The organism is Rhodospirillaceae bacterium (assembly GCA_028819475.1).
GTDB lineage: Bacteria > Pseudomonadota > Alphaproteobacteria > Bin65 > Bin65 > Bin65.
On record JAPPLJ010000020.1, the window covers coordinates 1 to 24,582 of the forward strand.

General features: G+C 67.3%; 21 protein-coding genes. 15 read left to right on the forward strand and 6 right to left on the reverse strand.

The window, feature by feature from the left end; translation table 11 throughout:
• Positions 1-512, reverse strand: a 512-nt coding sequence (locus tag OXM58_04490; GenBank protein ID MDE0147608.1) for an ABC transporter substrate-binding protein, incomplete at its 3' end; no start/stop codon positions are given.
• Positions 513-524: 12 nt separating this feature from the next.
• Positions 525-887 (reverse strand): hypothetical protein, encoded by a 363-nt coding sequence (locus OXM58_04495; protein MDE0147609.1) that lies wholly within the window; start codon positions 885-887, stop codon positions 525-527.
• Positions 888-1,095: 208 nt separating this feature from the next.
• Between OXM58_04495 and upp the strand changes: the two genes are divergently transcribed.
• The 9 genes from upp (at position 1,096) to OXM58_04540 (ending at position 10,493) form a co-directional block, all read left to right on the forward strand.
• A complete protein-coding gene (gene upp, locus OXM58_04500) occupies positions 1,096-1,725 on the forward strand; it encodes a uracil phosphoribosyltransferase (protein ID MDE0147610.1) in 630 nt (209 codons plus the stop codon).
• Positions 1,726-2,036: 311 nt separating this feature from the next.
• Entirely contained in the window at positions 2,037-3,557 is a 1,521-nt protein-coding gene (locus OXM58_04505) for a replicative DNA helicase (GenBank protein MDE0147611.1), read from the forward strand.
• A complete protein-coding gene (gene alr / locus OXM58_04510; GenBank protein ID MDE0147612.1) occupies positions 3,541-4,713 on the forward strand; it encodes an alanine racemase in 1,173 nt (390 codons plus the stop codon). The genes OXM58_04505 and alr overlap by 17 nt, the downstream gene beginning before the upstream one ends.
• Positions 4,710-5,483, forward strand: a complete 774-nt coding sequence (locus tag OXM58_04515) for an ABC transporter permease (GenBank protein MDE0147613.1) — start codon at positions 4,710-4,712, stop codon at positions 5,481-5,483. The genes alr and OXM58_04515 overlap by 4 nt, the downstream gene beginning before the upstream one ends.
• A gap of 3 nt (positions 5,484-5,486) precedes the next feature.
• Complete coding sequence (locus tag OXM58_04520; GenBank protein ID MDE0147614.1) at positions 5,487-6,281, forward strand: ATP-binding cassette domain-containing protein; 795 nt, start codon at positions 5,487-5,489, stop codon at positions 6,279-6,281.
• 2 nt (positions 6,282-6,283) lie between these two features.
• Positions 6,284-7,702, forward strand: a complete 1,419-nt coding sequence (radA, locus tag OXM58_04525) for a DNA repair protein RadA (protein ID MDE0147615.1) — start codon at positions 6,284-6,286, stop codon at positions 7,700-7,702.
• On the forward strand, positions 7,699-8,289 hold the full coding sequence (locus tag OXM58_04530; protein ID MDE0147616.1) for a CvpA family protein: 591 nt from the start codon (positions 7,699-7,701) through the stop codon (positions 8,287-8,289). The genes radA and OXM58_04530 overlap by 4 nt, the downstream gene beginning before the upstream one ends.
• A gap of 40 nt (positions 8,290-8,329) precedes the next feature.
• On the forward strand, positions 8,330-9,781 hold the full coding sequence (purF, locus tag OXM58_04535; protein MDE0147617.1) for an amidophosphoribosyltransferase: 1,452 nt from the start codon (positions 8,330-8,332) through the stop codon (positions 9,779-9,781).
• Positions 9,782-9,785: 4 nt separating this feature from the next.
• Complete coding sequence (locus tag OXM58_04540) at positions 9,786-10,493, forward strand: SDR family NAD(P)-dependent oxidoreductase (protein ID MDE0147618.1); 708 nt, start codon at positions 9,786-9,788, stop codon at positions 10,491-10,493.
• A gap of 7 nt (positions 10,494-10,500) precedes the next feature.
• Here the strand turns inward: OXM58_04540 and der are convergent, their stop codons facing one another.
• From der to OXM58_04555, 3 genes are read right to left on the reverse strand one after another with little or no spacing between them, the layout of a single operon-like run.
• Entirely contained in the window at positions 10,501-11,889 is a 1,389-nt protein-coding gene (gene der / locus OXM58_04545) for a ribosome biogenesis GTPase Der (GenBank protein MDE0147619.1), read from the reverse strand.
• The gene (locus OXM58_04550; protein MDE0147620.1) at positions 11,889-13,241 is read right to left on the reverse strand and encodes a PQQ-binding-like beta-propeller repeat protein; all 1,353 of its coding nucleotides are present in this window, start codon (positions 13,239-13,241) and stop codon (positions 11,889-11,891) included. The genes der and OXM58_04550 overlap by 1 nt, the downstream gene beginning before the upstream one ends.
• 43 nt (positions 13,242-13,284) lie before the next feature.
• Entirely contained in the window at positions 13,285-13,992 is a 708-nt protein-coding gene (locus OXM58_04555) for a tetratricopeptide repeat protein (GenBank protein MDE0147621.1), read from the reverse strand.
• Between the two features lie 315 nt (positions 13,993-14,307).
• On the opposite strand from OXM58_04555, the gene OXM58_04560 reads away from it, so the two are divergent.
• The 3 genes from OXM58_04560 (at position 14,308) to OXM58_04570 (ending at position 19,468) form a co-directional block, all read left to right on the forward strand.
• Entirely contained in the window at positions 14,308-14,892 is a 585-nt protein-coding gene (locus tag OXM58_04560) for a hypothetical protein (protein ID MDE0147622.1), read from the forward strand.
• Positions 14,893-15,154: 262 nt separating this feature from the next.
• Positions 15,155-17,410 carry an anthranilate synthase component I gene (locus tag OXM58_04565; GenBank protein MDE0147623.1) on the forward strand — a complete coding sequence of 752 codons (2,256 nt, stop codon included), beginning with the start codon at positions 15,155-15,157 and terminating at the stop codon, positions 17,408-17,410.
• Positions 17,411-18,229: 819 nt separating this feature from the next.
• Positions 18,230-19,468 (forward strand): cyclopropane-fatty-acyl-phospholipid synthase, encoded by a 1,239-nt coding sequence (locus OXM58_04570; protein ID MDE0147624.1) that lies wholly within the window; start codon positions 18,230-18,232, stop codon positions 19,466-19,468.
• Between the two features lie 33 nt (positions 19,469-19,501).
• On the opposite strand, the gene dapA is transcribed toward OXM58_04570, so the two are convergent.
• Positions 19,502-20,398, reverse strand: a complete 897-nt coding sequence (dapA, locus tag OXM58_04575; GenBank protein MDE0147625.1) for a 4-hydroxy-tetrahydrodipicolinate synthase — start codon at positions 20,396-20,398, stop codon at positions 19,502-19,504.
• A gap of 120 nt (positions 20,399-20,518) precedes the next feature.
• Here dapA and OXM58_04580 point away from each other — a divergent pair, with 120 nt between their 5' ends.
• The 3 genes from OXM58_04580 to OXM58_04590 are packed head-to-tail and all read left to right on the forward strand — an operon-like array spanning position 20,519 to position 24,553.
• A complete protein-coding gene (locus OXM58_04580) occupies positions 20,519-22,687 on the forward strand; it encodes a lytic transglycosylase domain-containing protein (protein MDE0147626.1) in 2,169 nt (722 codons plus the stop codon).
• Positions 22,684-23,565 (forward strand): alpha/beta hydrolase, encoded by an 882-nt coding sequence (locus OXM58_04585; GenBank protein MDE0147627.1) that lies wholly within the window; start codon positions 22,684-22,686, stop codon positions 23,563-23,565. The genes OXM58_04580 and OXM58_04585 overlap by 4 nt, the downstream gene beginning before the upstream one ends.
• Complete coding sequence (locus tag OXM58_04590; GenBank protein ID MDE0147628.1) at positions 23,549-24,553, forward strand: threonine/serine dehydratase; 1,005 nt, start codon at positions 23,549-23,551, stop codon at positions 24,551-24,553. Before OXM58_04585 ends, OXM58_04590 begins: the two co-directional genes overlap by 17 nt.
• Positions 24,554-24,582 lie beyond the last annotated feature (29 nt).

The following is a 24,582-nucleotide window of genomic DNA, read 5'->3' on the forward strand; positions in this document are numbered from 1 at the left end:
TCGGCGATGCCGTTCTTGGCCAGCAGCGCGCGCAGCAGGATCACCGCCGTCGGCTGGGTGGCGATGGTCTTGCCGATCATGTCCTTGGGCGTGCGGATCGGGTTTTTCTTCAGCGAGAAATAGGTGAAGGGGTGTTTCTGGTAACCGGCGGCGAAGGCCTTGACCGGGATGCCGGCAGAACGCGCCAGCATCAGGGAGGGGCTCGACGAAAGCTGGCCGCTTTGCGCGCGGCCGGCGGCAACCGAAGCGACGCCGTCGACGCCCGGACCGCCCGGCGTGACATTCAGATCGATGCCCAGTTCCTTGTAGTAGCCCATGCGCTTGGCGACGACCTCGCCCATGATGCCGTTGCTGGCCAGCCAGCCGAGCTGCATGTTGACCTTGGCGTTGCCGGCAGCGAGCGCCTCCACGCTGATCAGCGACGACATGGCGGCGGTGCCGCCCAGCGCCGCGCCGTATTCCAGGACTTTCCGGCGGCTGACCGAATCCGTCTGTTTTTCATGCATTTCCATGGTGTTTCTCCCTTACGATAGTAGCCGTTGCATTCGGTCGAGCGACGCCGCGATGCCCGCCGGCAAAACCATGCCGGCCGGTGCGCCTTGCGGGCAAGCCGCTCCGTTTTCGTGCTGAGCGTCGGGCACGCGCTTTCGGCGGTCTGCGCCCTGCCGGCCGGAGGTCCGCACGGCAGAAACGGCGAGCGCGACCGATCTGACCGGCCTGTCGTTCATCGCGACGGCTCTGCCGGGCACCGAGGCATGGCGACCGCTCTCCCGATCCGAGAAATCGAGCGAAGCGTAAATCCATCGGGTGTAATCCAGAAGTGCAAATTTCTGCCTCCCGTGTTGCGTTTTTTGTAACACAAGAGGCAGAATTTCCGGAAGCTGCATGATTCCGCGGTACGGCGAACGTCGGCCCCACGAGATGGCCGCCGAGGCGGCGTATACGCTTTCGTGCGGGCGGAACGGCGGGGCGGCCCTGCCCCTTGTGCACCCCCTTGTGCGTTGGGCGCTCCGGTTCGATGATACGGGCCTGCCGCCCGCGGGCCTTCGGGATCGCGCCGTTGGCAATCACGGCTTAATTCCGGAGAATCCATCGATGGAAAATGTCACGGTCGTCGATCATCCTCTGGTCCGGCACAAGCTGTCACACATGCGGAAGAAGGAAACCGACTCGGCGCGGTTTCGCCTGCTGCTGCGTGAAATTTCGCTGCTGCTCGGCTACGAGGTGACCCGCGACCTGAAGACCGAAGACAGGACGATCGAGACGCCGCTGGCAGAGATGGCCGCGCCGTTCCTCAGCGGCAGGGAACTCGTGCTGATCTCGATCCTGCGGGCGGGAAACGGCCTGCTCGAAGGGATGCTGGACCTCATTCCCTCGGCGCAGGTCGGCCATGTCGGCCTCTACAGGGATCCGGACACGCTGATGGCCGTAGAATACTATTTCAAGGTGCCCGGGAATCTGGGCGAACGGCCGGTTATCCTGCTCGACCCGATGCTCGCAACCGGCAACTCGGCGGTCGCCGCGGCCGAGCGGATCAAGGCCGCCGGCGCCCGGCAGATCAAGTTCCTGTGCCTGCTTTCGGCTCCGGAAGGCATCGAGGCGTTTCACGCCGCACACCCGGACGTGCCCGTTTTCACCGCCGCTATCGACGAGCGGCTGAACGATCACGGATACATCGTCCCCGGCATCGGCGACGCCGGAGACCGGATCTACGGCACCCAGTAAACAGGGCGGGCCCGCCCTCCGGCCCGGCCCGGCGCGACGGACGGATACAGGCGCGGTCAACAAGCCCGGGCCGCGCCTTCGGCCTTGACCGGCGGATTCAGCCGTCCGGTGCAGCGCCCTGAAATCAACGCGCTTTTGCGAAACCGGCCGAAGCTTCGTTTCGGACAGTTCCGGCCTTTCTCTACACTTTCCACAATCTGTGCATAACTTTGTTTGGGACCGATCGGCTATCGATCGGATTCTCCCGTTTTTTCTTCCGCATTACTGTACGGTCCTTTTTTTGGCGGCGTGCATACTGAAAGGCGTAATTCATGGAAGGTTCGGGTCCGGTTCCGGCCCGCGGTCTCGACGGAGGCGGTCCGCTTGCGGACGGCCTGCACGAGGGCTCCGCCTTCCGCGTGCCGCCGCATAACTACGAGGCGGAGATGGCGCTGCTCGGCGCCCTGCTCGCCAACAACCGGGCCTTCGACCGGGTCGCCGATTTCCTCCAGGCCGAGCATTTCGCCGATGCGCGCCACGGCCGCATCTTCGGCGCCATCCGCAAGCTGGTCGATATGGGCCAGGTCGCCGATCCGATCACGCTCAAGAACCTGTTCGAAAGCGACGGTTCCTTGGACGAGGTCGGGGGCGCGGACTACCTGGCCCGCCTTGCCGCCTCGGTCGTCACGATCATCAACGCCGGCGATTACGGGCGGACCGTCTTCGACCGGCATCTGCGCCGGGCATTGATCGAGATCGGCTCCGACATCGTCAACGAAGCCTACAATATCGATCTCGACCTTGACGCCCCGGCCCAGATCGAACAGGCCGAGCAGCACCTCCACAATCTCGCGACCGCCGGCGAGACGCGGCGCGATTTTGCCCCATTCACCGCCGCGCTCGGCGACGCGATCGGCCGGGCCGAAGCCGCTTTCAAGCAGGACGGCCGGATCACCGGCGTGGCGACCGGACTGCGCGACCTCGACGGCAAGCTGGGCGGTCTCCAGCCGTCCGAACTGGTCATTCTGGCGTCTCGCCCCTCGATGGGCAAAACGAGCCTCGGCACCAATATCGCGTTCAACGCGGCCAGGGCATATCGCGAAGAACGGGGCGAAGACGGCCGGCCCGTGCGCAAGGACGGCGCGGTGGTCGGCTACTTCTCCCTCGAAATGTCAGCCGAAGAGCTGGCTACCCGGATCCTCGCCGAGCAGTCCGGCGTCTCCTCCCACCGGATCAGGCGCGGCGAGGTTTCCGGGGACGATTTCACCCGCTTCGTTCAGGTCTCGCAGGAGCTGAACTATCTGCCGCTCTATATCGACGACAGCGCGGACCTGACCATCGCGGCCCTGCGCAGCCGTTCCCGGCGCCTCCATCGTCAGCACGGCCTCTCGCTGATCATCGTGGACTACGTCCAGCTGCTGCGGCCGGCGCCGGGGCACCGGCCGGAAAACCGGGTTCAGGAACTGTCGGAAATCACCCGGTCGCTGAAGGCGCTGGCCAAGGACCTGAACCTGCCGGTCCTGGCGCTGGCCCAGCTCTCGCGCAAGGTCGAGGAGCGCGAGGACAAGCGGCCGCAACTGGCCGATCTGCGCGAATCCGGATCGATCGAGCAGGACTCCGACGTCGTCATGTTCCTGTATCGGGAACAATATTACCTGGAGCGCCAGGAACCGCCGCCGAACACCGACAAATGGACGAAATGGTCGGAGAATATGGAGCGCGCCTACAACAAGGCGGACATTATCGTCGCCAAGCAGCGCCATGGACCGATCGGCGGCGTGAAACTGCATTTCGAGCCGGAACTGACCCGTTTCAGCGATCTGGCGCAATCCTATCATGACGAGGCGCGCTGAACCGGTATCCGCCGTGCAGACCGGCGAAGCCGCGGGCGTGCTGACCGTCGACCTGGATGCGCTCGCCGCCAACTGGCGCCTGTTGCGCGACCGGATGGGCGGCCCCGGGGCGGGAAGGGACTGCGCCGCCGTCGTCAAGGCCGACGGCTACGGCCTCGGCGCTGTCCCGGTCGCCCGGCGCCTCGCAGCCGAAGGCTGCACGACCTTTTTCGTCGCCAATGGCGAGGAAGGCGTCGCCCTGCGCGAATTGCTGCCCGAAGCCGGGATATTCGTGCTGCACGGCCAGCTGCCGGGTACGGCGGGGCTGTTCGCCCGTCACCGGCTGGCGCCCTGCCTCAACGACACGGAACAGGTGCGCGCCTGGCTCGAACACTGCGCCGAAGCCGGGCCCATGCCGGCGGCCTTGCATGTCGATACCGGCATGACTCGGCTCGGCCTCGATCCCGAAGACCTGGACGCGCTCGATCTCGCCGCCGTAAATTCGCTGCCCGGCCTGCTCCTGATGAGCCATCTCGCCTGCGCCGACGAACCGGATCATCCGCTGAATTGCCGGCAGCGAGCGGCCTTCGCCGAAATCCTGCCGCGCTTCCCCGCCGCACGGGCCAGCCTCGCCAATTCGTCCGGCCTGTTCCTCGGCACCGGCTACCGGTTCGATCTCGGAAGGCCGGGCTATGCCCTTTACGGCGGCAACCCGACGCCCGCGGCCGGCGCAAACCCCATGCGGCCGGTCGTCCGGCTTCAGGCGCCCGTATTGCAGATCCGTGAAATCCGGGAGCGCCGCACGGTCGGCTACGGTGCCACCGCCGGAACCGCCCCGCCCGCCCGGATCGCAACCCTTGCGGCCGGCTATGCCGACGGGTATCTCCGCACCGCAAGCAATCGGGGTTCGGCTTTCATCGACGGCCACGCCTGCCCGGTGACAGGACGGGTTTCCATGGATCTGCTGACCGTCGACGTCACCGAGGCCATGCGGAAAGGCAGCGACATCCATCCCGGCGTCCTCATGGACCTGATCGATGCCCGGCACACGATCGACGACGTCGCGGCGAACGCCGGCACCATCGGATACGAAATTCTGACCGGCCTCGGCGGCCGTTATCGCCGCAGTTATACCGGCGACGTCGAAACGGCCCGGCCCGCGCGGGGCGGCGGATGAATTTCCTGGCGCCCATCGGCCGTGTCTTTATCGGCTTTCTGGTCGCGACCGGACGCTTGGTCGCGTTCGCCGCCGTTTCCGTCAGCCACTGCCTGCGGCCGCCGATTTACGGGCGGTCGATCGGCCGGCAGATGATCCAGATCGGTTATTTTTCGCTGCCTGTCGTCGGCCTGACGGCGATCTTCACCGGCATGGTCCTCGCGCTGCAGTCCTACACGGGATTTGCCCGGTTGAACGCGGAATCGGCGATCGCCACCGTCGTCGTCCTCACGATGACGCGGGAGCTCGGCCCGGTGCTCGCCGGCCTCATGGTCGCCGGCCGGGTCGGCGCCGCCATCGCCGCGGAGATCGGCACCATGCGGGTGACCGAACAGATCGACGCGCTCTCGACCCTGTCGACCGACCCGTACAAGTACCTGATCGTTCCGCGCCTGATCGCCGGCGTTATCACACTGCCGATCCTGGTGCTGGTCGCCGATATCATCGGCGTGTTCGGCGGCTATGTGGTGAGCATCCATTCGCTCGATTTCAACGCCGCCAACTATCTGAAACTGACCTGGCAGTTCCTCGAGCCGCTGGACGTCATCACCGGCCTCGTCAAGGCGGCGGTCTTCGGATTCCTCGTCACGCTGATGGGCTGCTATCACGGCTTCCATTCCAGGGGCGGCGCCCAAGGCGTCGGCGCCGCGGCGACCAATGCCGTGGTCTCCGCCTCCGTGCTGATCCTGGCCGCCAACTACATGATTACCACCGCATTCTTCGGAGCCTGATCGATGAGTGCGTCAACCGGCAAGACCGGGACCGAACCGAAGATCGAGCTGCGCGGCCTGAAGAAATCCTTCGGCGCCAAGACCGTGCTTGACGGCATCGACCTCACGGTCGGCGCGGGCGAATCCGTCGTCGTGATCGGCGGATCGGGCACCGGCAAGTCGGTCATGCTGAAATGTATTCTCGGCCTGTTGTGGCCGGACGAAGGATCGGTCCGTATCGACGGCGCCGACGTGACCGCGCTGACCGGCCGGGCGCGCCAGGCGCATACCGCGAAGATCGGCATGCTGTTCCAGAGCGGCGCCCTGTTCGATTCCCTGAAAGTCTGGGAAAACGTCGCCTTCGCGCTGCGCAGCCGGTCGGCCATGCCGAAGCGGCAGGCCCGCGACACGGCCCTGGCGAAGCTGGCGCAGGTCGGGCTGGCCGCCGATGTCGCCGACCTGTCGCCGTCGGAACTGTCGGGCGGCATGCAGAAGCGGGTGGCGCTGGCCCGGGCGATCGCGACCGATCCGGAAATCGTCTTTTTCGACGAGCCGACCGCCGGCCTCGATCCGATCCTGGGCGACATCATCAACCGGCTGATCGTCGATTGCGTCCGTCATCTCGGGGCGAGCGCCGTCTCGATCACCCACGACATGACGAGTGCCCGCAAGATCGCCGACCGGATCGCCATGCTGCACGGCGGCAGGATCGTCTGGGACGGGCCGGCGGGGGAGATCGATTCGAGCGGTAACGCCTTTGTCGACCAGTTCATTCACGGCCGCGCCGAAGGGCCGATCGGCATGGCGGTCAGGCGGTAGGCGTGGCGAAGGCCGTCACCCGCTACGTCTGCCAGTCCTGCGGCGCTGTCCATCGCCGATGGGCCGGCAAATGCGACGGCTGCGGCGCATGGAACAGCGTCGTCGAGGAGGTCGAGACCGCGGCGCCGGGCGGCATGGGCGCCGGCGCAGGATCGAAAGGCCGCAAACTGGCCCTCGCCAGCCTCTCCGGCGCATCCGGCGAACCGCCGCGCCGGCCCAGCGGGATCGCCGAGTTCGACCGGGTGCTCGGCGGCGGGCTCGTGCCGGGCAGCGCCGTCCTGATCGGCGGCGATCCCGGCATCGGCAAATCGACCCTTTTGCTGGCGGTCGCAGCCGGGACGGCGGCGGACGGCGCGGCGGTCTACGTTTCCGGCGAGGAGGCCGTCGACCAGATCCGGATGCGCGCCGCACGCCTCGGGGTCGCCGGCGCGCCGCTCGATCTGGCAGCCGCGACGAGCGTGCGCGACATCGTCGCCAGCATGGACGCCGCCGACGGTCCGGATCTCGTCGTCATCGATTCGATCCAGACCATGTATGTCGATACGCTGGAAGCGGCGCCGGGCACGGTTTCCCAGGTCCGGGCTTCGGCCCAGGAACTGATCCGGGCAGCCAAGAAACGCGGCGCCGTGCTGCTTCTGGTCGGCCACGTCACGAAGGAAGGCGCCATCGCCGGGCCGCGCGTGCTGGAGCACATGGTCGATACCGTGCTCTATTTCGAAGGCGAGCGGAGCCACCAGTTCCGCATCCTGCGCGGCGTCAAGAACCGGTTCGGCCCGACCGACGAGATCGGCGTGTTCGAGATGACGGACCGCGGACTCGCCGAAGTGCCGAACCCGTCCGCCCTGTTCCTCGGCGAGGCGGCGGAAAGAGGCGCGCGGGCGAGCGGCGCCGCCGTTCTCGCGAGCATGGAGGGCAGCCGGCCGCTGCTGGTCGAAATCCAGGCGCTGGTTGCGCCGGCGACGTTCGCCGCGCCGCGGCGGGCGGTCATCGGTTGGGACACGGCGCGCCTGCACATGGTGCTCGCCGTGCTCGAGGCCCGGTGCGGGCTTGCGCTGGCGGGACGCGACGTATATCTCAACGTGGCCGGAGGGCTGCGGGTCGCCGAACCCGCTGCGGACCTTGCCGTCGCCGCAGCGCTGGTATCGTCGCTGACGGACTGTCCGGTGCCCGGCCGTACGGTTGTATTCGGCGAAATCGGCCTGTCCGGTGAGATCAGAACGGTCAGTCAGATGGACAACCGGCTGAAAGAGGCCGCCAAACTCGGCTTCGAGCGGGCCATCGTGCCGAAGCGCCGGGCCCGCGCCGATGATAACAACGGCGCGCAGGCCGGCCTGCAGCAGAAATCGATCGGCCATCTCGGCGAACTGCTTGCGCTGTTCGAAAGTCCGGCCGAGGCGTCCGGAAGCCGAGGCCGCGGGTGACCCCGACCCTACTGGATTTCATCGTAATCGCCGTTCTGCTGCTTTCGGCCATCCTGGCGTTCATCCGCGGCTTCACGCGGGAGATGTTCAGCCTGCTGGGCTGGGTCGGGGCTGCAGCGGCGGCCTGGTTTCTTCTGCCCTACACGGAACCCTATGCCCGCCAGATCGTCGACGACGTGCTGGCGGCGCGGATCATTGCGTCGATCGCCGTGTTCATCGTGGTGCTGTTCGCCATCACGTTTGTCGGATCGCCGGTCTCCGGCCGGGTCAGGGACAGCCATTTCAGTTCCATGGACCGATTGCTCGGCGGCCTTTTCGGCGTTGTCCGCGGCGCCGTCCTGATCGTCCTGGGCTATCTCGTCCTGATCTCGTTCTATCCGAGGGACAGCCAGATTCCCTGGATGCGCGACGCGGTCTCCAAGCCTTATCTGGAACAGGGGCTGCACGTTGCCGAAGGGCTGCTGCCCGAAGGCGTCATACAGAGCGGCCGCAGGGCGGCGCAGGACCTGCAGACCGGCGCCGAGATCAAGAAAAAAGTCGACGACGCCCGCGGGGCGGGCAGCGAGAAGCGCGATGCCACCCGATAACCGCGTGCCGGGCCATACTGTGATCGGGCCGACGGTGGGGATGACCAACTCGTTCGACGACGACAGGCTGCGCGAGGAATGCGGGGTTTTCGGTGTCTTCGGACACGAGGATTCCGCCGCGCTGACGACCCTGGGCCTGCACGCGCTGCAACACCGCGGCCAGGAAGCCGCCGGCATCGTCGCCTATGACGGCGACCATTTTCACATGCACCGGGCCAGGGGCCATGTCGGCGACACCCTGAACGCGCCGGACGTGATCGCGCGCCTGCCCGGACATATGGCGATCGGCCATGTCCGCTATTCGACGAGCGGCGACAGCATCATGCGCAACGTGCAGCCGCTGTTCGCCGATTTCGCGTTCGGCGGGCTGGCGGTCGCGCAGAACGGCAACCTCACCAACGCGCGGGCGTTGCGCGCCGCCATGGTCCGCGAGGGCCGGCTGTTCCAGTCGACCACCGATACCGAAGTGATCATCCACCTCGTCGCCAAGAGCGGCAGCGATACGCTGGTCGGCCGCGTGACGGATGCGATCGGCCAGCTCGAAGGCGCCTATTCCATCGTGCTGGTCAGCCGGAAAAAGGTGATCGGGGTCCGCGATCCGCTCGGCGTCAGGCCGCTGGTGCTGGGCAGGCTCGACGCGAGTTTCGTGCTCGCGTCGGAAACCTGCGCGCTGGACATTATCGGCGCCGAATTCCTGCGCGACGTTGAGCCCGGCGAAATGGTCGTGCTGGACGGCGACGGCGTCGAGAGCCTGTGGCCGTTCCCGCGGCGGCGCAGCCGGTTCTGCATCTTCGAATACATCTATTTCGCCCGGCCGGACAGCAGGGTCGAAGGCCGTGGCGTCTACAGCACGCGCAAGTCCATCGGCGCCGAGCTGGCCCGCGAAGCCGGCGTGGCGGCGGACGTTGTGGTCCCGGTGCCGGATTCCGGCGTCCCGGCAGCCATGGGCTACGCCGAGGCAGCCGGCCTGCCCTACGAACTCGGCATCGTCCGCAACCACTATGTCGGCCGCACGTTCATCGAGCCGGCGGACCAGATCCGGCATCTCGGCGTCAGGCTGAAGCACAGTCCGAACCGCGATGCGCTGGACGGCAAGCGGGTCGTACTGGTCGACGACAGCATCGTCCGCGGCACGACCTCGACCAAAATCGTCGAGATGATCCGCAATGCAGGCGCGCGCGAGGTCCATTTGCGCATTTCGAGCCCGCCGACCGGCCATTCCTGCTTCTACGGCATCGACACGCCGGAGCGCGACAAGCTGCTGGCGGCCCGGCACAACGTCGCGGAAATGGCGGCCTTGATCGGCGTCGACTCGCTGGCCTTCCTGTCGATCGACGGGCTGCACAGGGCGATGGGCGAACCGGGCGGCCGCAACGACGCGGCGCCGCAATTCTGCGATGCCTGTTTCACCGGCGATTACCCGACGCGCCTCACCGACTTCGAGGACGGCTCGATCGGCAACGAGCTTTCGCTGCTCGAAGAGGACAACTGAGGCCGTGGGCGCCCTCGGGGGCCAGATTGCGCTGATCACCGGCGCGTCGCGCGGCATCGGCGCCGCCGTGGCCGAGCGGTTCGCCGCCGAAGGCGCCCGCCTTATCCTGGCGGCGCGGACGGCCGGCGCGCTCGAAGAAGTCGACGACCGGATCGCGGCCGCGTCCGAGGGCGCCAAGGCGACCCTGATCCCCGTCGACCTGGCCGATCACGACCGGATCGACGAAATGGCCGGGGCGATCGCCGACCGGTTCGGCAGGCTCGACATTCTGGTCGGCAACGCCGCGGTCCTCGGCGGCCTGGCGCCGCTGGCGCATGTCGAACCCGGGCGCTGGGCCGAGGCCATGAACGTCAACCTCACCGCCAACTGGCGCCTGATCCGGGCGTTCGAGCCGTTGCTTCGCCGGTCCCCGGCCGGCCGGGCGATCTTCGTCACCAGCGGCGTCACCCGGGGGACCTTCCCCTATTGGGGACCCTACGCCGCAAGCAAGGCGGCGCTCGAAGCGCTGGTCCGGACCTGGGCGACGGAGCTCGACAAGACCGATATCCGCGTCAACCTCCTCAGCCCAGGCGTGGTCCGGACCCGGATGCGCGCCGAAGCGATGCCGGGCGAGGACCCGATGACCCTGCCGCCGCCGGAGAGCGTCGCCGGCCTGTTCGTCGAACTGGCTTCAGAGAACTGCCGGCGCAACGGCGAGACAGTGTTCGCCTGAGCGGCCCTCAGCCAGTCTCCGCATACGGGTTCTTCCCCTTGCGCAGATGCAGCCGCAGCGGCACGCCGTCGAGGCCGAACGATTCGCGCAGGCCGTTGGCGAGATAGCGCAGGTAGCTGTCCGGCAGGTCGGCGGGCTTGTTGGCGAAGAGCGCGAAGGTCGGCGGCCGCGCCTTGACCTGGGTGGCGTAGCGGATCCTGATCCGCCGGCCGTTCACCAGGGGCGGCTGGTGCGCCTCCTGCATCGACTCGATCCAGCGGTTGAGCGCGCCGGTGCCGACCCGGCTGTTCCACGCCGCGTCGATCTTCAGCACGGCGCTCATCAGCCGGTCGATCCCCTGCCCGTCCAGGGCGGAGATGCAGGCGAGCGGAACGCCGCGCAGCTGGCTGAGGGATTTGCCGAGGCTCTCACCGATCTGCCGGCGGACTTTCTGCGGGTCCGAGACCAGGTCCCACTTGTTAGCGGCAATGGCCAGGCCGCGGCCCTCCTCTTCGACCTGCCGGGCGATCGTCAAGTCCTGCTTCTCGAGACCGTACCCGTAAGCCTGGACCGTCTGCGCGTCGATCATCAGGACGACGATGTCGGCGAAACGGATCGCGCGCCAGGTATCCATCACCGACAGTTTTTCCAGCGAGCCGTCCACCTTCGCCCGGCGGCGGACGCCGGCCGTATCGATCAGGCGGATCGGCCGCCCGTCGGCGGTGTCGGGCCATCGCCAGTCGAACGAGATGGCGTCGCGGGTGATGCCGGGTTCCGGGCCGGTCAGCACCCGCTCTTCGCCGATCAGACGGTTGAACAGGGTGGACTTGCCGGCGTTCGGGCGCCCGACGATGGCGAGAGACATCGGCCGGTCCGCCATTTCGGCAGCGGCATCCTTCCCGGTTTCGGCCGGCCCTTCCAGGTACGGCCCGAGCGCAAGCCGCAGGTCGCCCATCCCCAGGCCGTGCTCGGCGGAAATTGCGAGAGGTTCCCCCAGGCCGAGGCCGAAGGCGTCGAGGCGGCCCGGCTCGGCGTCCCGGCCCTCGCACTTGTTGGCGAGCAGCAGGACGGGGGTGCCGGCGCGGCGCAGCAGGTTGGCAAAGTGCCGGTCGTCCGGCGTGACGCCGGCCCGGGCGTCGATCAGGAACAGGGCGACCGCCGCCCCTTCGAGCGCCCGGAGCGCCTGCGCCGCCATCCGGCTTTCGATCGCGCCGGCCGCCGCCTCTTCGAGTCCGGCCGTATCGACAACGGAGAAAGCAAGGCCGTGCAGGCGCGCCTGCGCTTCCTTGCGGTCGCGCGTCACGCCGGGCGTATCGTGCACCAGGGCGGTTCGCCGGCCCACCAGCCGGTTGAACAGGGTGGATTTTCCGACGTTCGGCCGGCCGACAATGGCGACACTTGCCTCGCCGCGGCCCATTACCGCAAGGCGGTCAACCGACCGCTGTCGTCCAGGAACAGCATCGTGCGCTGCGCGACCGCCGGCGGGATAAAGACCCCCCTGTTAAGCGGAATCCAGCCGATCACTTCTCCGGTATAGGGCGAAACGGCCAGGGCTTCGCCATGCGATCCGGCAACGACCAGGCGATCGCCGGCAAGGACCGGACCGGTCCAGAACGGCCTGCCGTCGATAAGGTCGTCGTCATCGGTAAACCGGTCGAGCCGAATCGCCCATCGGACCCGGCCATCGATGCGCCGGATCGCCGCCAGGACCGCGCGGCTTGTCAACACGAACACATAGTCGCCGGCGGCCCACGGCGTTTGCACGCCGTTCATTTCGAGATCCCACAGGCGCCGCCCGGAGCCCAGTTCGATCGCCGCCAGCCGTCCGGCGTTGCTCACGGCATAGACCACGCCGCGGTCAATCACCGGACTGGCGATGATGGCGCTGAGACCGCCCGTCGGATCGCCGCGCCGGGCAACGCCGACATTCTCCGTCCAGATCGGCCTGCCGGATTCGGCGCGCAGGGCGACCACCTCCCCTGTCGATTGGGGCGCAACGACGACGCCTTCGTCAACGGCCGGCGCACCCCCGCCCAGAATGCCGGTCAGGGCGGCGACTCCTTCATGATCCCACAGTTTCTTGCCGTCCTTCGTATCGAAGGCGATCACGGTATTTTCCGAGGTCACGACGAACAGGCGGCCGTCGCTGACCGCCGGAGGCGAGCGCATCGGCGCACCGGTATTGCTGCGCCACAGCACCCTGCCGCTCGCCGCCTCAAGGGCCAGAACCTCGGCAGCCCCGGTTGCGGCGATAATCCGCCCGTCGTGATAGGCAATCCCGCCGCCGACATCGCCGTCGCGCTCGTGGCGCGGCAGGGCTGCCTGCGACCAGAGCCGCCGCCCGGTCTTCAGGTCGAACGCCCGGACACTGCCGTTCGAATCCATTGTGAAAACGCGACCGTCCCCGATCACCGGTCGTGCGAGCAAACGCCGGCTCTTTGAGAGGGACAGCATGCCCTGGCGCGCCGAACCGGACCCGATCCGGACCGACCAGGCCTCGCGCGGATCCTTGCCCAGCGCCAGATGATGCATCGCATGGTTCGGATAGCCGGCGTGCTGCGGCCAGGCTGCGTTGGGCGCCGGCCGGGGCAGGAGGACGCGAACGTCCGAAATTCTCGAATCGGCCCTCAGAATGTCGACGGTCGGCAGAACGGCGAGGCGCCGGCCCTGCAGCGGCGGATCGTCGGCATCGAAAAGATTCCGGACCGTGTCGCAGCCCGCCAGGACCAACCCGGCCGCCATCGCCAACGCAAGCTTGAGATTCCGCATTTCGTTCACCTGTCGGCCGATCCGTCCGCAACCCTGCGAAGGCTCAGGATCCTCCCAGCATGGACAACATCTCGCCGGCCCGCCGTTTCAGGGTGGCCGGCGCCCCGGCATCGTCCGCCAGTTGCTTGAATATACGCGCAGCATCGCCGTTCCGCCCAGCCTTGCGGTGATAGTGGGCGATCAGTTCGAGCGCGGTGTAACGCCATGTCCCGCCCGCTGCGGCAAGCGGCGTCAGGCGCGCGATCGCCTGGTCCGGACCGGCGCTGTCCAGGGCATGCAGGCCCCACAAGACCGTGCCCAGTTCGCGAAACACCGGCGAGATCCGGTCGTCGTCGGCAAGCTGGAGATAGAGCGTCGCGGCGCTTTTCGAATCGCCGGATTTCCCCACGAGCGCGGCCTGCTTCAACCGGGCGAGCACCGCGTAGCCGCCATCCGTCTCCCGCGCCAGCTTGTCGAGAATTTTGCCCGCTTCGCCGGACTTGCCGCCGGCGGCGAGCGCGGCGGCGGAGGCGAATTCCACGCTTTGCGACTCTTGCGCGCTGCGGATGCTGTCCTTGTACCACTGCCAGCCTGCCACGCTGCCGACCGCGAGAAGCGCACAGCCGACGATATACTGGCCGTATTTCTTCCAGGTCTGGAGATACCGCTCCTGCTTGAGCTCTTCATTCACTTCCTGAATGAAGAGTTCTTCCTCGCGGTCGATCTCCGTCTGCGGCGCGCCGCCGTCGTCCCGTTTACGCTTGCGTGCCAAGGATCATCGCTCCTGAGAGGCGTCGCCGGCCATACCCGATATGAAGCGTCCCGGGCGCCGACCTCGCTGCCCGCCTGTCCAACCGCGGCCGGCCGCCCCGCGAACCGGCTGCACAGGGCGGCGCCCTTCAGCCATTCGCTTGCTGAACGCGCCTATAGTTAGGCCTTTGCCAATGCAAGATAAACCGCGACAGGGGCGCGCGCCGGGCCCGGTCGGACCGGTTGAACGCAACGGCCGCCAGGGCGAAAATTGCGCAGCCTGCATCGACCGTTTGCAATCGGCCGCTGTACCGCAGCCCGGAAGCGACCCGAACGAATGCCCCGAGCCCTTCGCTGCTGCCGCATTCTGTTTGCTGCCCTTTTTCTGGGCAATGCAGCCGGTTGGACGCCGGCGGCGGCGCAATGGTCGGTCGGCGACTGGAACGGAGCCTCCTATGTCGACCGCGCCGGCGCCTTCAGCCACTGCATCATGTCGGCGAAGTATAACAGCGGCATCACCCTCTATTTTCTCCTGTTCCGCAATCACGATTTGTTCATCGGCGTGTCCGCCCCGGACTGGTCGCTCAGTCCGCACAGCCCCTACACGATGACCATGGTGATCGACGGCAAGACGATCCGTTCTGCGTCGGGCACGGTGCTCCGCTACGATACGAAGCGGCTGTGGCTGGACCTCGGTAAGGACCGAAATATCCGGGAGTTGCTGCGCAGAGGGTTGAAACTCCGCTTGACGCAGGGCGAACGCGACTACGGATTCCGGCTCACGGGGACGGCTGTGGCGCTGAAGCGCCTCGAGAAATGCGTCCAGGAGGGCAGCAACGCAAAGCCGCCGAAACAGCCGGCGGAAACGGCGCCTCCGACCGAGCCGGAACCGGGGCTGCGAGCCGGGTATCGGACCGGCTGATCGCCGCACCCGCCAGCCTGCGTTCACGATGGGCCGGAGGCGCGGTTGACGCCGCTGCCGGAACGCAGTAGACGCCACCCCATGACGAGAAATGGCACAGCGATCCAGTGGTGGCGGCGCGCGCGAAAGGCGGCCGTACCGGATTGATCGTGCCTCGTTTTTGAACGCACGCCAGGGCCGCCCCGGAAGGAGAGCGGCCTTTTTCGATCCTGCAGTTCTCTTCCCGGCGCCCTTTCACTCCCTTTCACTCCGGGAAGAGACGATGCTCGAAACAGAACTGCGCAACGCCCGCCCCGCCGCCGCCGCGCGGCCGACGGAGACTTCTTTCACGGCAGGCCGGAATCGCGAATTCGCCGTTACCCGCAGGACGGTGGACGTCGATGGCGATGCCGCGATTGCCGCGCTTGTCGACGGTCTGGACCGGTCCCGCGGCGCCGTGTTCACCAGCGGTTTCGAGTATCCGGGCCGCTATTCGCGCTGGGATACGGGATTCGTCGATCCGCCGCTCGCCATTGAGGTGCGGGGCGACCGGATCCGGTTTGAGGCCCTGAACGACCGCGGCGCCATCCTGTTGGAGATCGTTTGCGCGGCTCTCGGACCTGAAGACGGGCTGGAGGTTTCGCGCACGCCGGACACGCGGGTCGACGTGGCGCCGCGCTCTGTTGCATTCCCGGCGGGCCGCGCTTTCTTCGAGGAAGACCGCAGCAGACAACCCGGCGTATTCACTGCGCTACGGGCGGTCCTTGCGGCGTTCCGGACCGACAGGGACGATCATCTCGGGCTATACGGCGCATTCGGATACGATCTCGCCTTCGCCTTCGATCCGATTCGCCTCAGTCTCGAACGGTCCGGGGATCAACGCGATCTGGTGCTCTACCTGCCCGACGACCTGATCGTCGTGGACCGCCGCGCCGGCGTCGCCCGCCGCCATCTTTACGATTTCGAATATAACGGCGCCCGCACAAACGGCCTGCCGCGCGACGGAAGCGCGGTTCCCTACCGGCCGGACCGGACCGGCGGGCATCTGGCCGATCGCCGGCCGGGCGACTATGCAGGCCTGGTGCGCAAGGCCCAGCGGGAGTTCCGCAAGGGCAACCTGTTCGAAGCCGTGCCGGGCATGCTGCAATCCCGGCCGGCGCCGGAACCGCCTTCGTCGATCTTCCGCCGCCTGTGCGACGCCAACCCCTCGCCCTACGGGTTCTTCCTCAACCTGGGCGGCGGAGAGTATCTGGTCGGCGCTTCGCCGGAGATGTTCGTGCGGGTTACCGGCGACCGGGTCGAAACCTGTCCGATCTCCGGCACCATCAAGCGCGGCGCGACGCCGATGGAGGACCACGAACAGATCCGCAGGCTGCTCAATTCCGCCAAGGACGAAACCGAACTGACGATGTGCACCGATGTCGACCGCAACGACAAGTCGCGCATCTGCGCGCCGGGGACCGTCAGGGTGATCGGGCGCCGCCAGATCGAAATGTACTCCCGGCTGATCCACACCGTCGATCATGTCGAGGGCAGGCTGCGCCCGGGTTTCGACGGGCTCGACGCCTTTCTGACCCATATGTGGGCCGTCACCGTCACCGGCGCGCCGAAGCTTGCCGCCATGCAGTTCATCGAGGACAACGAGAAATCGCCCCGCCGCTGGTATGGCGGCGCGGTCGGCGCGCTCGGCTTCAACGGCAACGTGAATACCGGGCTTACGCTCCGGACGATCCGGATCGCCGGCGGCCGGGCCGAATTTCGCGCCGGCGCCACGCTGCTGCACGACTCCGTGCCCGAAGAGGAAGAGGCGGAGATACATCTGAAGGCCTCGGCGCTGGTCGCGGCGATTTCGGGCGCAAAGGCCGGACCGCCGGTCGCGCTGCGGGCGGCGGCCGCAGCGTCGCCGGGCACGGGGATGACCGTCGCCATGATCGACCACCGGGATTCCTTTGTGCACACGATCGCCGACTATTTCCGGCAGACCGGCGCCCGGGTCGTCACCCTGCGCGCCGAAACCGGCACCGGCTTCACCGGCGAGGCCGTCCTGCGGGGCCTGCAACCCGATCTCGTCGTCATGTCGCCCGGCCCGGGAACGCCGGCGGATTTCCGCACCGGCCGGACCCTGGCCCTGCTCGACGAGATGACCGCGCCCGTTTTCGGAGTCTGCCTGGGCCTGCAGGCGATGATCGAATATTGCGGCGGGCGCCTCGCATTGTTGCCGGAACCGTGCCACGGCAAGGCGTCCGACATCCGTTGCAATGGACGCGGCCTGTTCGAAGGGCTGCCGCTTCGGTTGACGGTCGGGCGCTACCACTCGCTCTATGCCACTGTCGAGGCCCTGCCCACGGAGCTTTCGGCCACCGCGGAGGCCGACGGCATCGTGATGGCGGTCGAACACCGGCATCGGCCGTGGCGCGCCGTCCAGTTCCATCCGGAATCGATTCTGAGCCTCGGCGGAGACGCCGGATTCGCCATCGTCCGCAACGCGGTCCGGCTGGCCCGCCCGTCGTGGCGCGAACAGCCGGTCGCAGCGGCCTGAAACCGGCCGGGCAGGCAGACCTGCCGGCGCCGAACGCTTCGGCGTGCTTCCTTTCGGATTCCCTGCGAAAGGGTGTGCCGGACGGGACGGGCGCCGGAAAACGGCCGGATTTTGAATGAATGGTCAATTTTTTTCTTTTTCTTTTTTTGTGCGTCCGGCAGCCCTAACCCTTTGGAATCGTTGGAAAGACTCCGTACGAGAGTGCAAGAAAATAATCCAGATAGGAAATATTACAGATTTCCGGCCGGGTGGGAGCGCCGCTTGACACCGGCGGCGGGCCGGAAAACGGGAAAGGCGGAGCGGTCCCGCACGGTCTCCCGCCTGTTTCTTCGTTTGCTTCTTTTCAGGGGGCGTCGGCCGGCCGCGGCAGGCGCACTTCGGGCGTTGACGGGGCCGATATAGGGCGCGGGACCTGCCGTGTCAAGGAATATTAACGAAAAAAAGGAAATAATTTTGAAAGACCGGCCCGGCTCACGGCATTTCGCAGGGGAATCCCGTGGGGATGCCTCTGCGAAAAGGGCCAGGCCGCCGCAAACCTGTCCTTCCCCCTCTTCAGAGGGGGAAGTGGCCGAGCGCAGCGAGGTCGATGGGGGTGCCGTGCCTGTAGGGCCGTGCCTGACGCTACTGCACCCCCACCTGACCTCCCCCTCTGAAGAGCGGGAGGGATAGGAAAGCGTCCGCTGGCGGATACTTGCGGCTGTTCGCAGAGGATTCCTTTCGAGGGGGCCCTGCTGCGCCGATCTGCCGGCAATGCCGCCCGGCTCTGTTGCATTCCCGGCGGACGGCGCGCTAATTTTCCGGTCAGGAGGAATGGGAAAGATGCTGCTGGCGCGATTGATGGACAAATGCCTGCCCGCCGGACGGCTGACGATTGTCGACGCCGCCGGGGCCCGCCATGTGGCCGGGCAGCAGGCGGAAGGCGCCGCCGACGTCACGGTGCGCATCCACGACCGCGCAGCGCAGCGGCGACTGCTGCTCAATCCGAAGCTCGCATTCGGCGAACTCTATATGGACGGCCGCCTGACGATCGAAAACGGCACGCTCTACGACTTTCTCGACCTGTTGTGCAGCGCGGTCGGCGCGTTCGAGAACGACACGCTGATCGGGCGTTTCGGCGGCGCATGCAGCCGGCTGACGCGGCGCTTCCAGCAATACAATCCGGTCGGCAAGGCGCAGCGCAACGTGGCGCATCACTACGATCTGTCCGGCCGGCTCTACGACCTGTTCCTCGACAAGGACAAGCAGTATTCCTGCGCCTATTTCAACGATGAGACCGACAGCCTGGAAGAAGCGCAACACAACAAGAAACGCCATATCGCAGCCAAGCTGCTGCTGGAATCGGATCAGAAAGTCCTCGATATCGGCTGCGGCTGGGGCGGTCTGGCGCTCTATCTGGCGCGCGAGGCCGGGGTCGAAGTCACCGGGCTTACGCTCTCCAGGGAACAGCACGGCGCCGCCGAGGAGCGCGCGCGCAAGGCCGGCCTGGACAACCAGGTCCGCTTCCGCCTCCAGGACTATCGCGAAGAGCGCGAGACCTACGACCGGATCGTCTCGGTCGGCATGTTCGAGCATGTCGGCGCGACCCACTATCGCGAGTTTTTCGGCAAGCTGCGAACGCTGCTGAAAGAGGACGGCGTCGCCCTGCTCCACACGATCGGCCGCGCCGGCCCTCCCGGTTCGACCAATGCGTGGCTCGCCAAGTATATCTTCCCCGGCGGCTATACCCCCGCTCTCTCGGAAGTGATGGCGGCAATCGAGAAGGAAAACCTGTGGGTCACGGATATCGAGGCGCTGCGCCTGCACTACGCCAGCACGCTGCAGCACTGGCGAGAGCGGTTCGCCGCCAACCGCGACGAAATCCTCGACTTGTACGACGAGAGATTCTGCCGGATGTGGGAGTTCTACCTGACCGGCTGCGAACTGTCGTTCCGGCGGATGGACCAGCTCGTCTTCCAGATTCAGATCGCGCGGCGCAGGGATGCGGTGCCGCTCACCCGCGGCTATATTGAGCGCTGGGAGGATCTGCACCGCGGCGAGACGGTATCCGCCGCCGCGTGACGGGTCGCCCGGCCGGCCCGGGCGTGGAACGGCCTATTCCGCTGCCGCCCGCGCCGCGTTCCACAGGCCGACATGCTCCAGCGCAGCCTCGACCTGCCGCTTCGAACTCTCGGCGATTTCGGTCAGCGGCAGCCGCGTTTCCGGCGAGGCCAGGCCCATCAGGCTCGCGGCATATTTTACCGGGCCGGGGCTCGCTTCGCAGAACAATGCCTCGTGCAGCGGCATCAGCAGCTCGTTGATCCGGATCGCTTCGTCGAGGTTGCCGGCGCGCCAGGCCTTGTGCATGGACGCAAGAAGGCGCGGCGCCACATTGGCCGTAACCGAGATGCAGCCGTCGCCGGATTGCGCAAGCAGGGCGAGGGCCGTCGCATCTTCGCCGGACAGGATGGCAAAATCCGGACCGCAGGCGAGGCGCGTCGCCAGCGGGCGGTCGAGCTTCGCCGTCGCGTCCTTGACGCCGGCGATGTGGGGCAGTTTCGCCAGTTCCGCCATCGTCCCGACCGTCATGTCGATCACCGAGCGCGGCGGGATGTTGTAGATGACGATCGGCAGGTCGGTCGCATCGTGCAGCGCCGTATAGTGGTCGATCAGTCCGGCCTGGGTCGGCTTGTTGTAATAGGGTGTCACGACAAGCTGGGCGTCCGCGCCGACAGCGCTGGCGTGTTTGGCGAACTCGATGGCCTCGCGGGTGCAATTGGAGCCCGTACCGGCGATCACCGGCACCCGGCCCGCTGCCCGCTTGACGCACAGCTCAACCACGCGCATGTGTTCGTCGTGGCTCAGCGTCGGCGATTCGCCGGTGGTCCCGACCGGGATCAGGCCTTCCGTTCCTTCGTCGATCTGCCAGTCGACCAGCCGGGAAAAACTGTCTTCGTCCACGGCGCCATTGTCGAACGGCGTAATCAGGGCAACCATCGAACCCTTGAACATGGGAATTCTCCGGGATCTGCAATCCATGAGTCCTCGCGATAAGGTATACCGGCGATCCGCCGTCATCAAGCGAAGGCCTGCCGGCAGCAACCGGACCGAAATTGTCGTGGACCGGCCGCGGTGAGCCGCCGCTCCTTTCCCCTGTGCCGGCCCGGCCTTGTCGCGGCTGCGTGTCTCGGCGTCCTGCTGGGTCCGATAGCGGCAGCGCCCTCGGCAGACGGCGCCCAGGCGGCGAAACGCCAGGCCGGTCCGGCGAAGCAGGCGCTGGCCGCAATCGAGCGGCGACAGTTTGTCCGGGCACGGCGGGCGATCCGGCGAATCCGCGATCCGTTCGACCGCGACGCGGTGCGGTTTGCCTACTATCGCCGCGAGGGCAATCCGGCGCGGGCCGCGGAAATCATCGAATTCCTGGAGGAGCATCCGGACTGGCCGTTGCAGCGGACCCTCGAACAGCGGGTGGAAGTGGCGCTGCGGGGCCGAGTCTCCGACGCGCGAATGCTGGCCTGGTTCGCGCAGCGCCCGCCGACCACACCGATCGGCTGCATCCGCCATATCGACCTGTTGCGCAAGCGCGGCGACCGGGGAGCGGTTGACGGGGAGATCGCCCGATGCTGGCTCGGCCTGCCGGCGGGAACCGCGGGCGAGAAGAAGTTCTTCCGGAGATACGGACGCAGGATTTCCCATGCCGACAGGGCGGCCAGAGTCCGCATGCATCTTGACCGCGGGCGCTATCGCAGCGCGTACAGGCTCATCCTGTTCTTCAAACTGTCGTCCGGCTACGCCATCCCGCTCCGGGCGCGCATCGACCTTCAGCGAAGGCCGCGTCCATGGACCGTTCCGAAATCGCTGAAGCGGATCGCCAAAGTGCCCGCAGCGAACCGATCGGAGCCCGGATTCCGCCTCGATCTCGCGCGTTGGAACCGGCGCAGGGGCAATCTCCAAGCGGCGAGCGCAGGGCTCATTTCCGCGCCGGAGCCGGGCAAGGCCACAGCGGGGCGCTGGTGGCTGGAACGGACGCTCGCGGTCCGGGAGCTGCTCAAGGAGCGGCGCCACGCCGGCGCCTATGCGGTGGCCGCCAGCCATCGCCATACCTCGGGCTACCGTTTCGCCGGCGCCGAAAGCCTCGCAGGCTGGATCGCCCTGCGCAAACAAGGCAAACCGGAAACGGCATTGAAACATTTCCAGCGGATTCATTCCGGATCGCTGCGCCACGATATCCGCGCCATGTCGGCCTGGTGGATCGGCGAGACCTGGCGCAACAAACTCCAGCCTGGCGACGCGGAAGCCTGGTATCGGAAAGCGGCCCCGGCAGCATTCGGCCTGCACGGCCAGTTGTCACGGATGCGGCTCAAGGCGCAGCACCTGGTCTTGCCCCCGGATACGGTGGTCCCGCCGCAATCGCGGGCGGCATTCGACCGGGAACCGGCCGTCCGCCTGACGCGTTTCTATCACCGCTACCGGGCAAAGTCGGAAAGCCGCCGGCTGCTCTGGCACCTGACTAATCGCAGTACCGGCCGGTTTGCCGGCGGATCCGGCGAAGACATGCAGGGGGCCGGCCGACGCCTGTCGCTGATCGCCGAACTGGCCGCCGAACTGGGCGAACGCCACATCGCGGTCCGGGCCGCGCGCCTTGCCCTGCCGCTGGGTTCGGTGCGCAGCCGCCTCGCCTTTCCCGTTATCGCCCTGCCGAAACGCCTGCCGGTCGAACCGGCGCTGGTCCTGGCCGTTATTCGCCAGGAGAGCGAATTCAACGCCAGAGCGCGCAGCGGGGCCGGCGCGCGGGGCCTGATGCAGCTCCTGCCGTCGACCGCAAGATTCGCCGCCCGGCGCGCCCGGCTGAAATGGAGCCGCAGGCGCCTGAGCCGCGACACGGCTTACAATATCCGGTTGGGATCCACCTATCTCGCCCACCTGGTGAACCGGTACGAAGGCTCCTACCTGCTGGCCGCGGCGGCGTACAATGCCGGGCCGGGCCGGGTGGCGCGATGGATCGCACGGTACGGCCATCCCGACCGGGATATCGACCCGGTCGACTGGATCGAATCCGTACCTTTCGGCGAAACCCGAAATTTCCTGCGCCGCGTGCTGGCGAATGTCACTGTCTACCGGGCGCGCCTGGGCCTTAACGGACTGGCGGCGACACCGGCAGTCGCCTGGCGCGCGGCGGGGTCGAAAATCGCCTGCGACGCATCCGGCGCCTGCGGGAACGCCCGCGTCTCCCGGCCCCACGCAACGGCCCGCCCCGGCGCGGCAAGCGCCGGTCCAGCGACAACCGGAATAAGCAGATGACCCGACAGCCTTATCGCGAGTCGAGATTTCTCGGGCAGGACGGGTTGAGCCATTATTACCGCGACTATGACGGCGGAACCGGGACCGGCGTTCCCCTGCTCTGCCTGGCCGGCCTGACTCGCAATTCGGCCGATTTTGCCGCCCTTGCCGAGGCGCACGCTGCAGAGCGCCGCGTCGTTTGTCCGGACTATCGCGGCCGGGGCGCTTCCGACCGTGCCGACGACTGGCGGACCTACACGCCCGAAACCTATATCAACGATATCCGGCATCTGATCGTTGCAGCCGGCCTGCACCGAATCGTTCTGGTCGGCACCTCCCTGGGCGGATTCCTGTCGATGGGACTCGGCGCCGTGATCCCTTCCGCAATCGCCGGCGTCGTCCTGAACGACGTCGGTCCGCAAATCGAGGCATCGGCAACGGCCGAGATCGTCACCTATGCCGGTACGGACCGGCCGGCGCCCGACTGGCCCGCGGCGATAGCGGCGACCCGGGAGCGGTATCCCGAGTTCGAGGCTTGGACCGATGCGGACTTCGAAGACGTGGCGCGTGCAACCTACCGCGAAGGCGACGACGGTCTCCTGCACTACGACTGGGACGTGCGGCTGGTGCAGCCGATCCGCCGCGGAACCGGCGGCGCACCGGATTTCCGGGCCATGTTCCGCGCGCTCCACCATGTTCCGGTGCTGGCGGTTCGCGGCGGCAATTCCGATCTACTCACCGACGAAGGCCTGCAGGCCATGCTGGACGATCACCCGGACATCAGGGGCGTCACCGTCCCCGGAGTGGGCCATGCGCCGCGCCTTCACGAACCGGCCGCGGCCGAGGCGGTCGACGGTTTCCTGAAATCGATCGACGAGCGGCATGGGCGGCACGGTTGATCTCCGTCCTCCGGACTTCGACAGCCTTGTCGATGCGGCGCGGCTCCTGCGCGGTGTAGCCGCCGTCACGCCCCTGTTGCGCTCGGACGCGCTGGATGCCCGGCTGGGCGCTTCCGTCTGGATCAAGGCCGAATGCCTGCAACGGACCGGGTCGTTCAAGTTCCGCGGCGCCTGGACGAACATTTCCCGCCTGCCGGAAGATCGGCGGCGCCGGGGCGTCGTGGCGTATTCGTCCGGCAATCACGCCCAGGCGGTCGCCGCCGCCGCCAGATTGCAGGACATTCCCGCGACCATCGCCATGCCGCTGGATGCCCCGGCCATCAAGCGGTCCCGAACCGAAAGCTGGGGGGCGGACGTCCGCCCGTTCGATCGCGACACCGTTGACCGTGTCGGTTTTGCCGAAGCACTGGCCGAAGACCTCGGCCGCCCGATCGTGCCGCCCTATGACCATCCCGACACCATCGCCGGCCAGGGCACTGTCGGCCTGGAGATCGCCAGCCAGTGCCGCGCGCTCGGGATCGTTCCCGACGCCGTCGTCGTGCCCTGCGGCGGCGGCGGCCTGATCGCCGGTATCGCAACGGCGCTCAAAACGGCGATGCCGGGCGTGCCGGTCCATCCCAGCGAGCCCGCCGCCGGCAACGATACCTTACGCTCGCTGGAAGCCGGACGGCGGATCGCCCTGCCGGGCCCGGTCCGCTCCGTCTGCGATGCGCTGCTTGCGGAGACGCCCGGCGAATTGACCTTCGAAATCAACCGGCAGGTGCTGGCGCCCGGCATCGCCATTGAAGATGCGGATGCGTTCCACACCATGCAGGTCGCGTTCGACGATCTGAAGCTCGTCCTCGAGCCGGGCGGCGCGGCCGGGCTGGCAGCCCTGACGTCGGGTGAAATGCCCTGCCGCGGGCGCACCGTCGTCGCGGTGGCCTCCGGCGGCAACGTCGATGCGGAAATTTTCGTCCGGGCGCTGAACGGCCCGGACACCCGATAGGCTGCCGCGCTGAACCGGCGCCCGCTTCC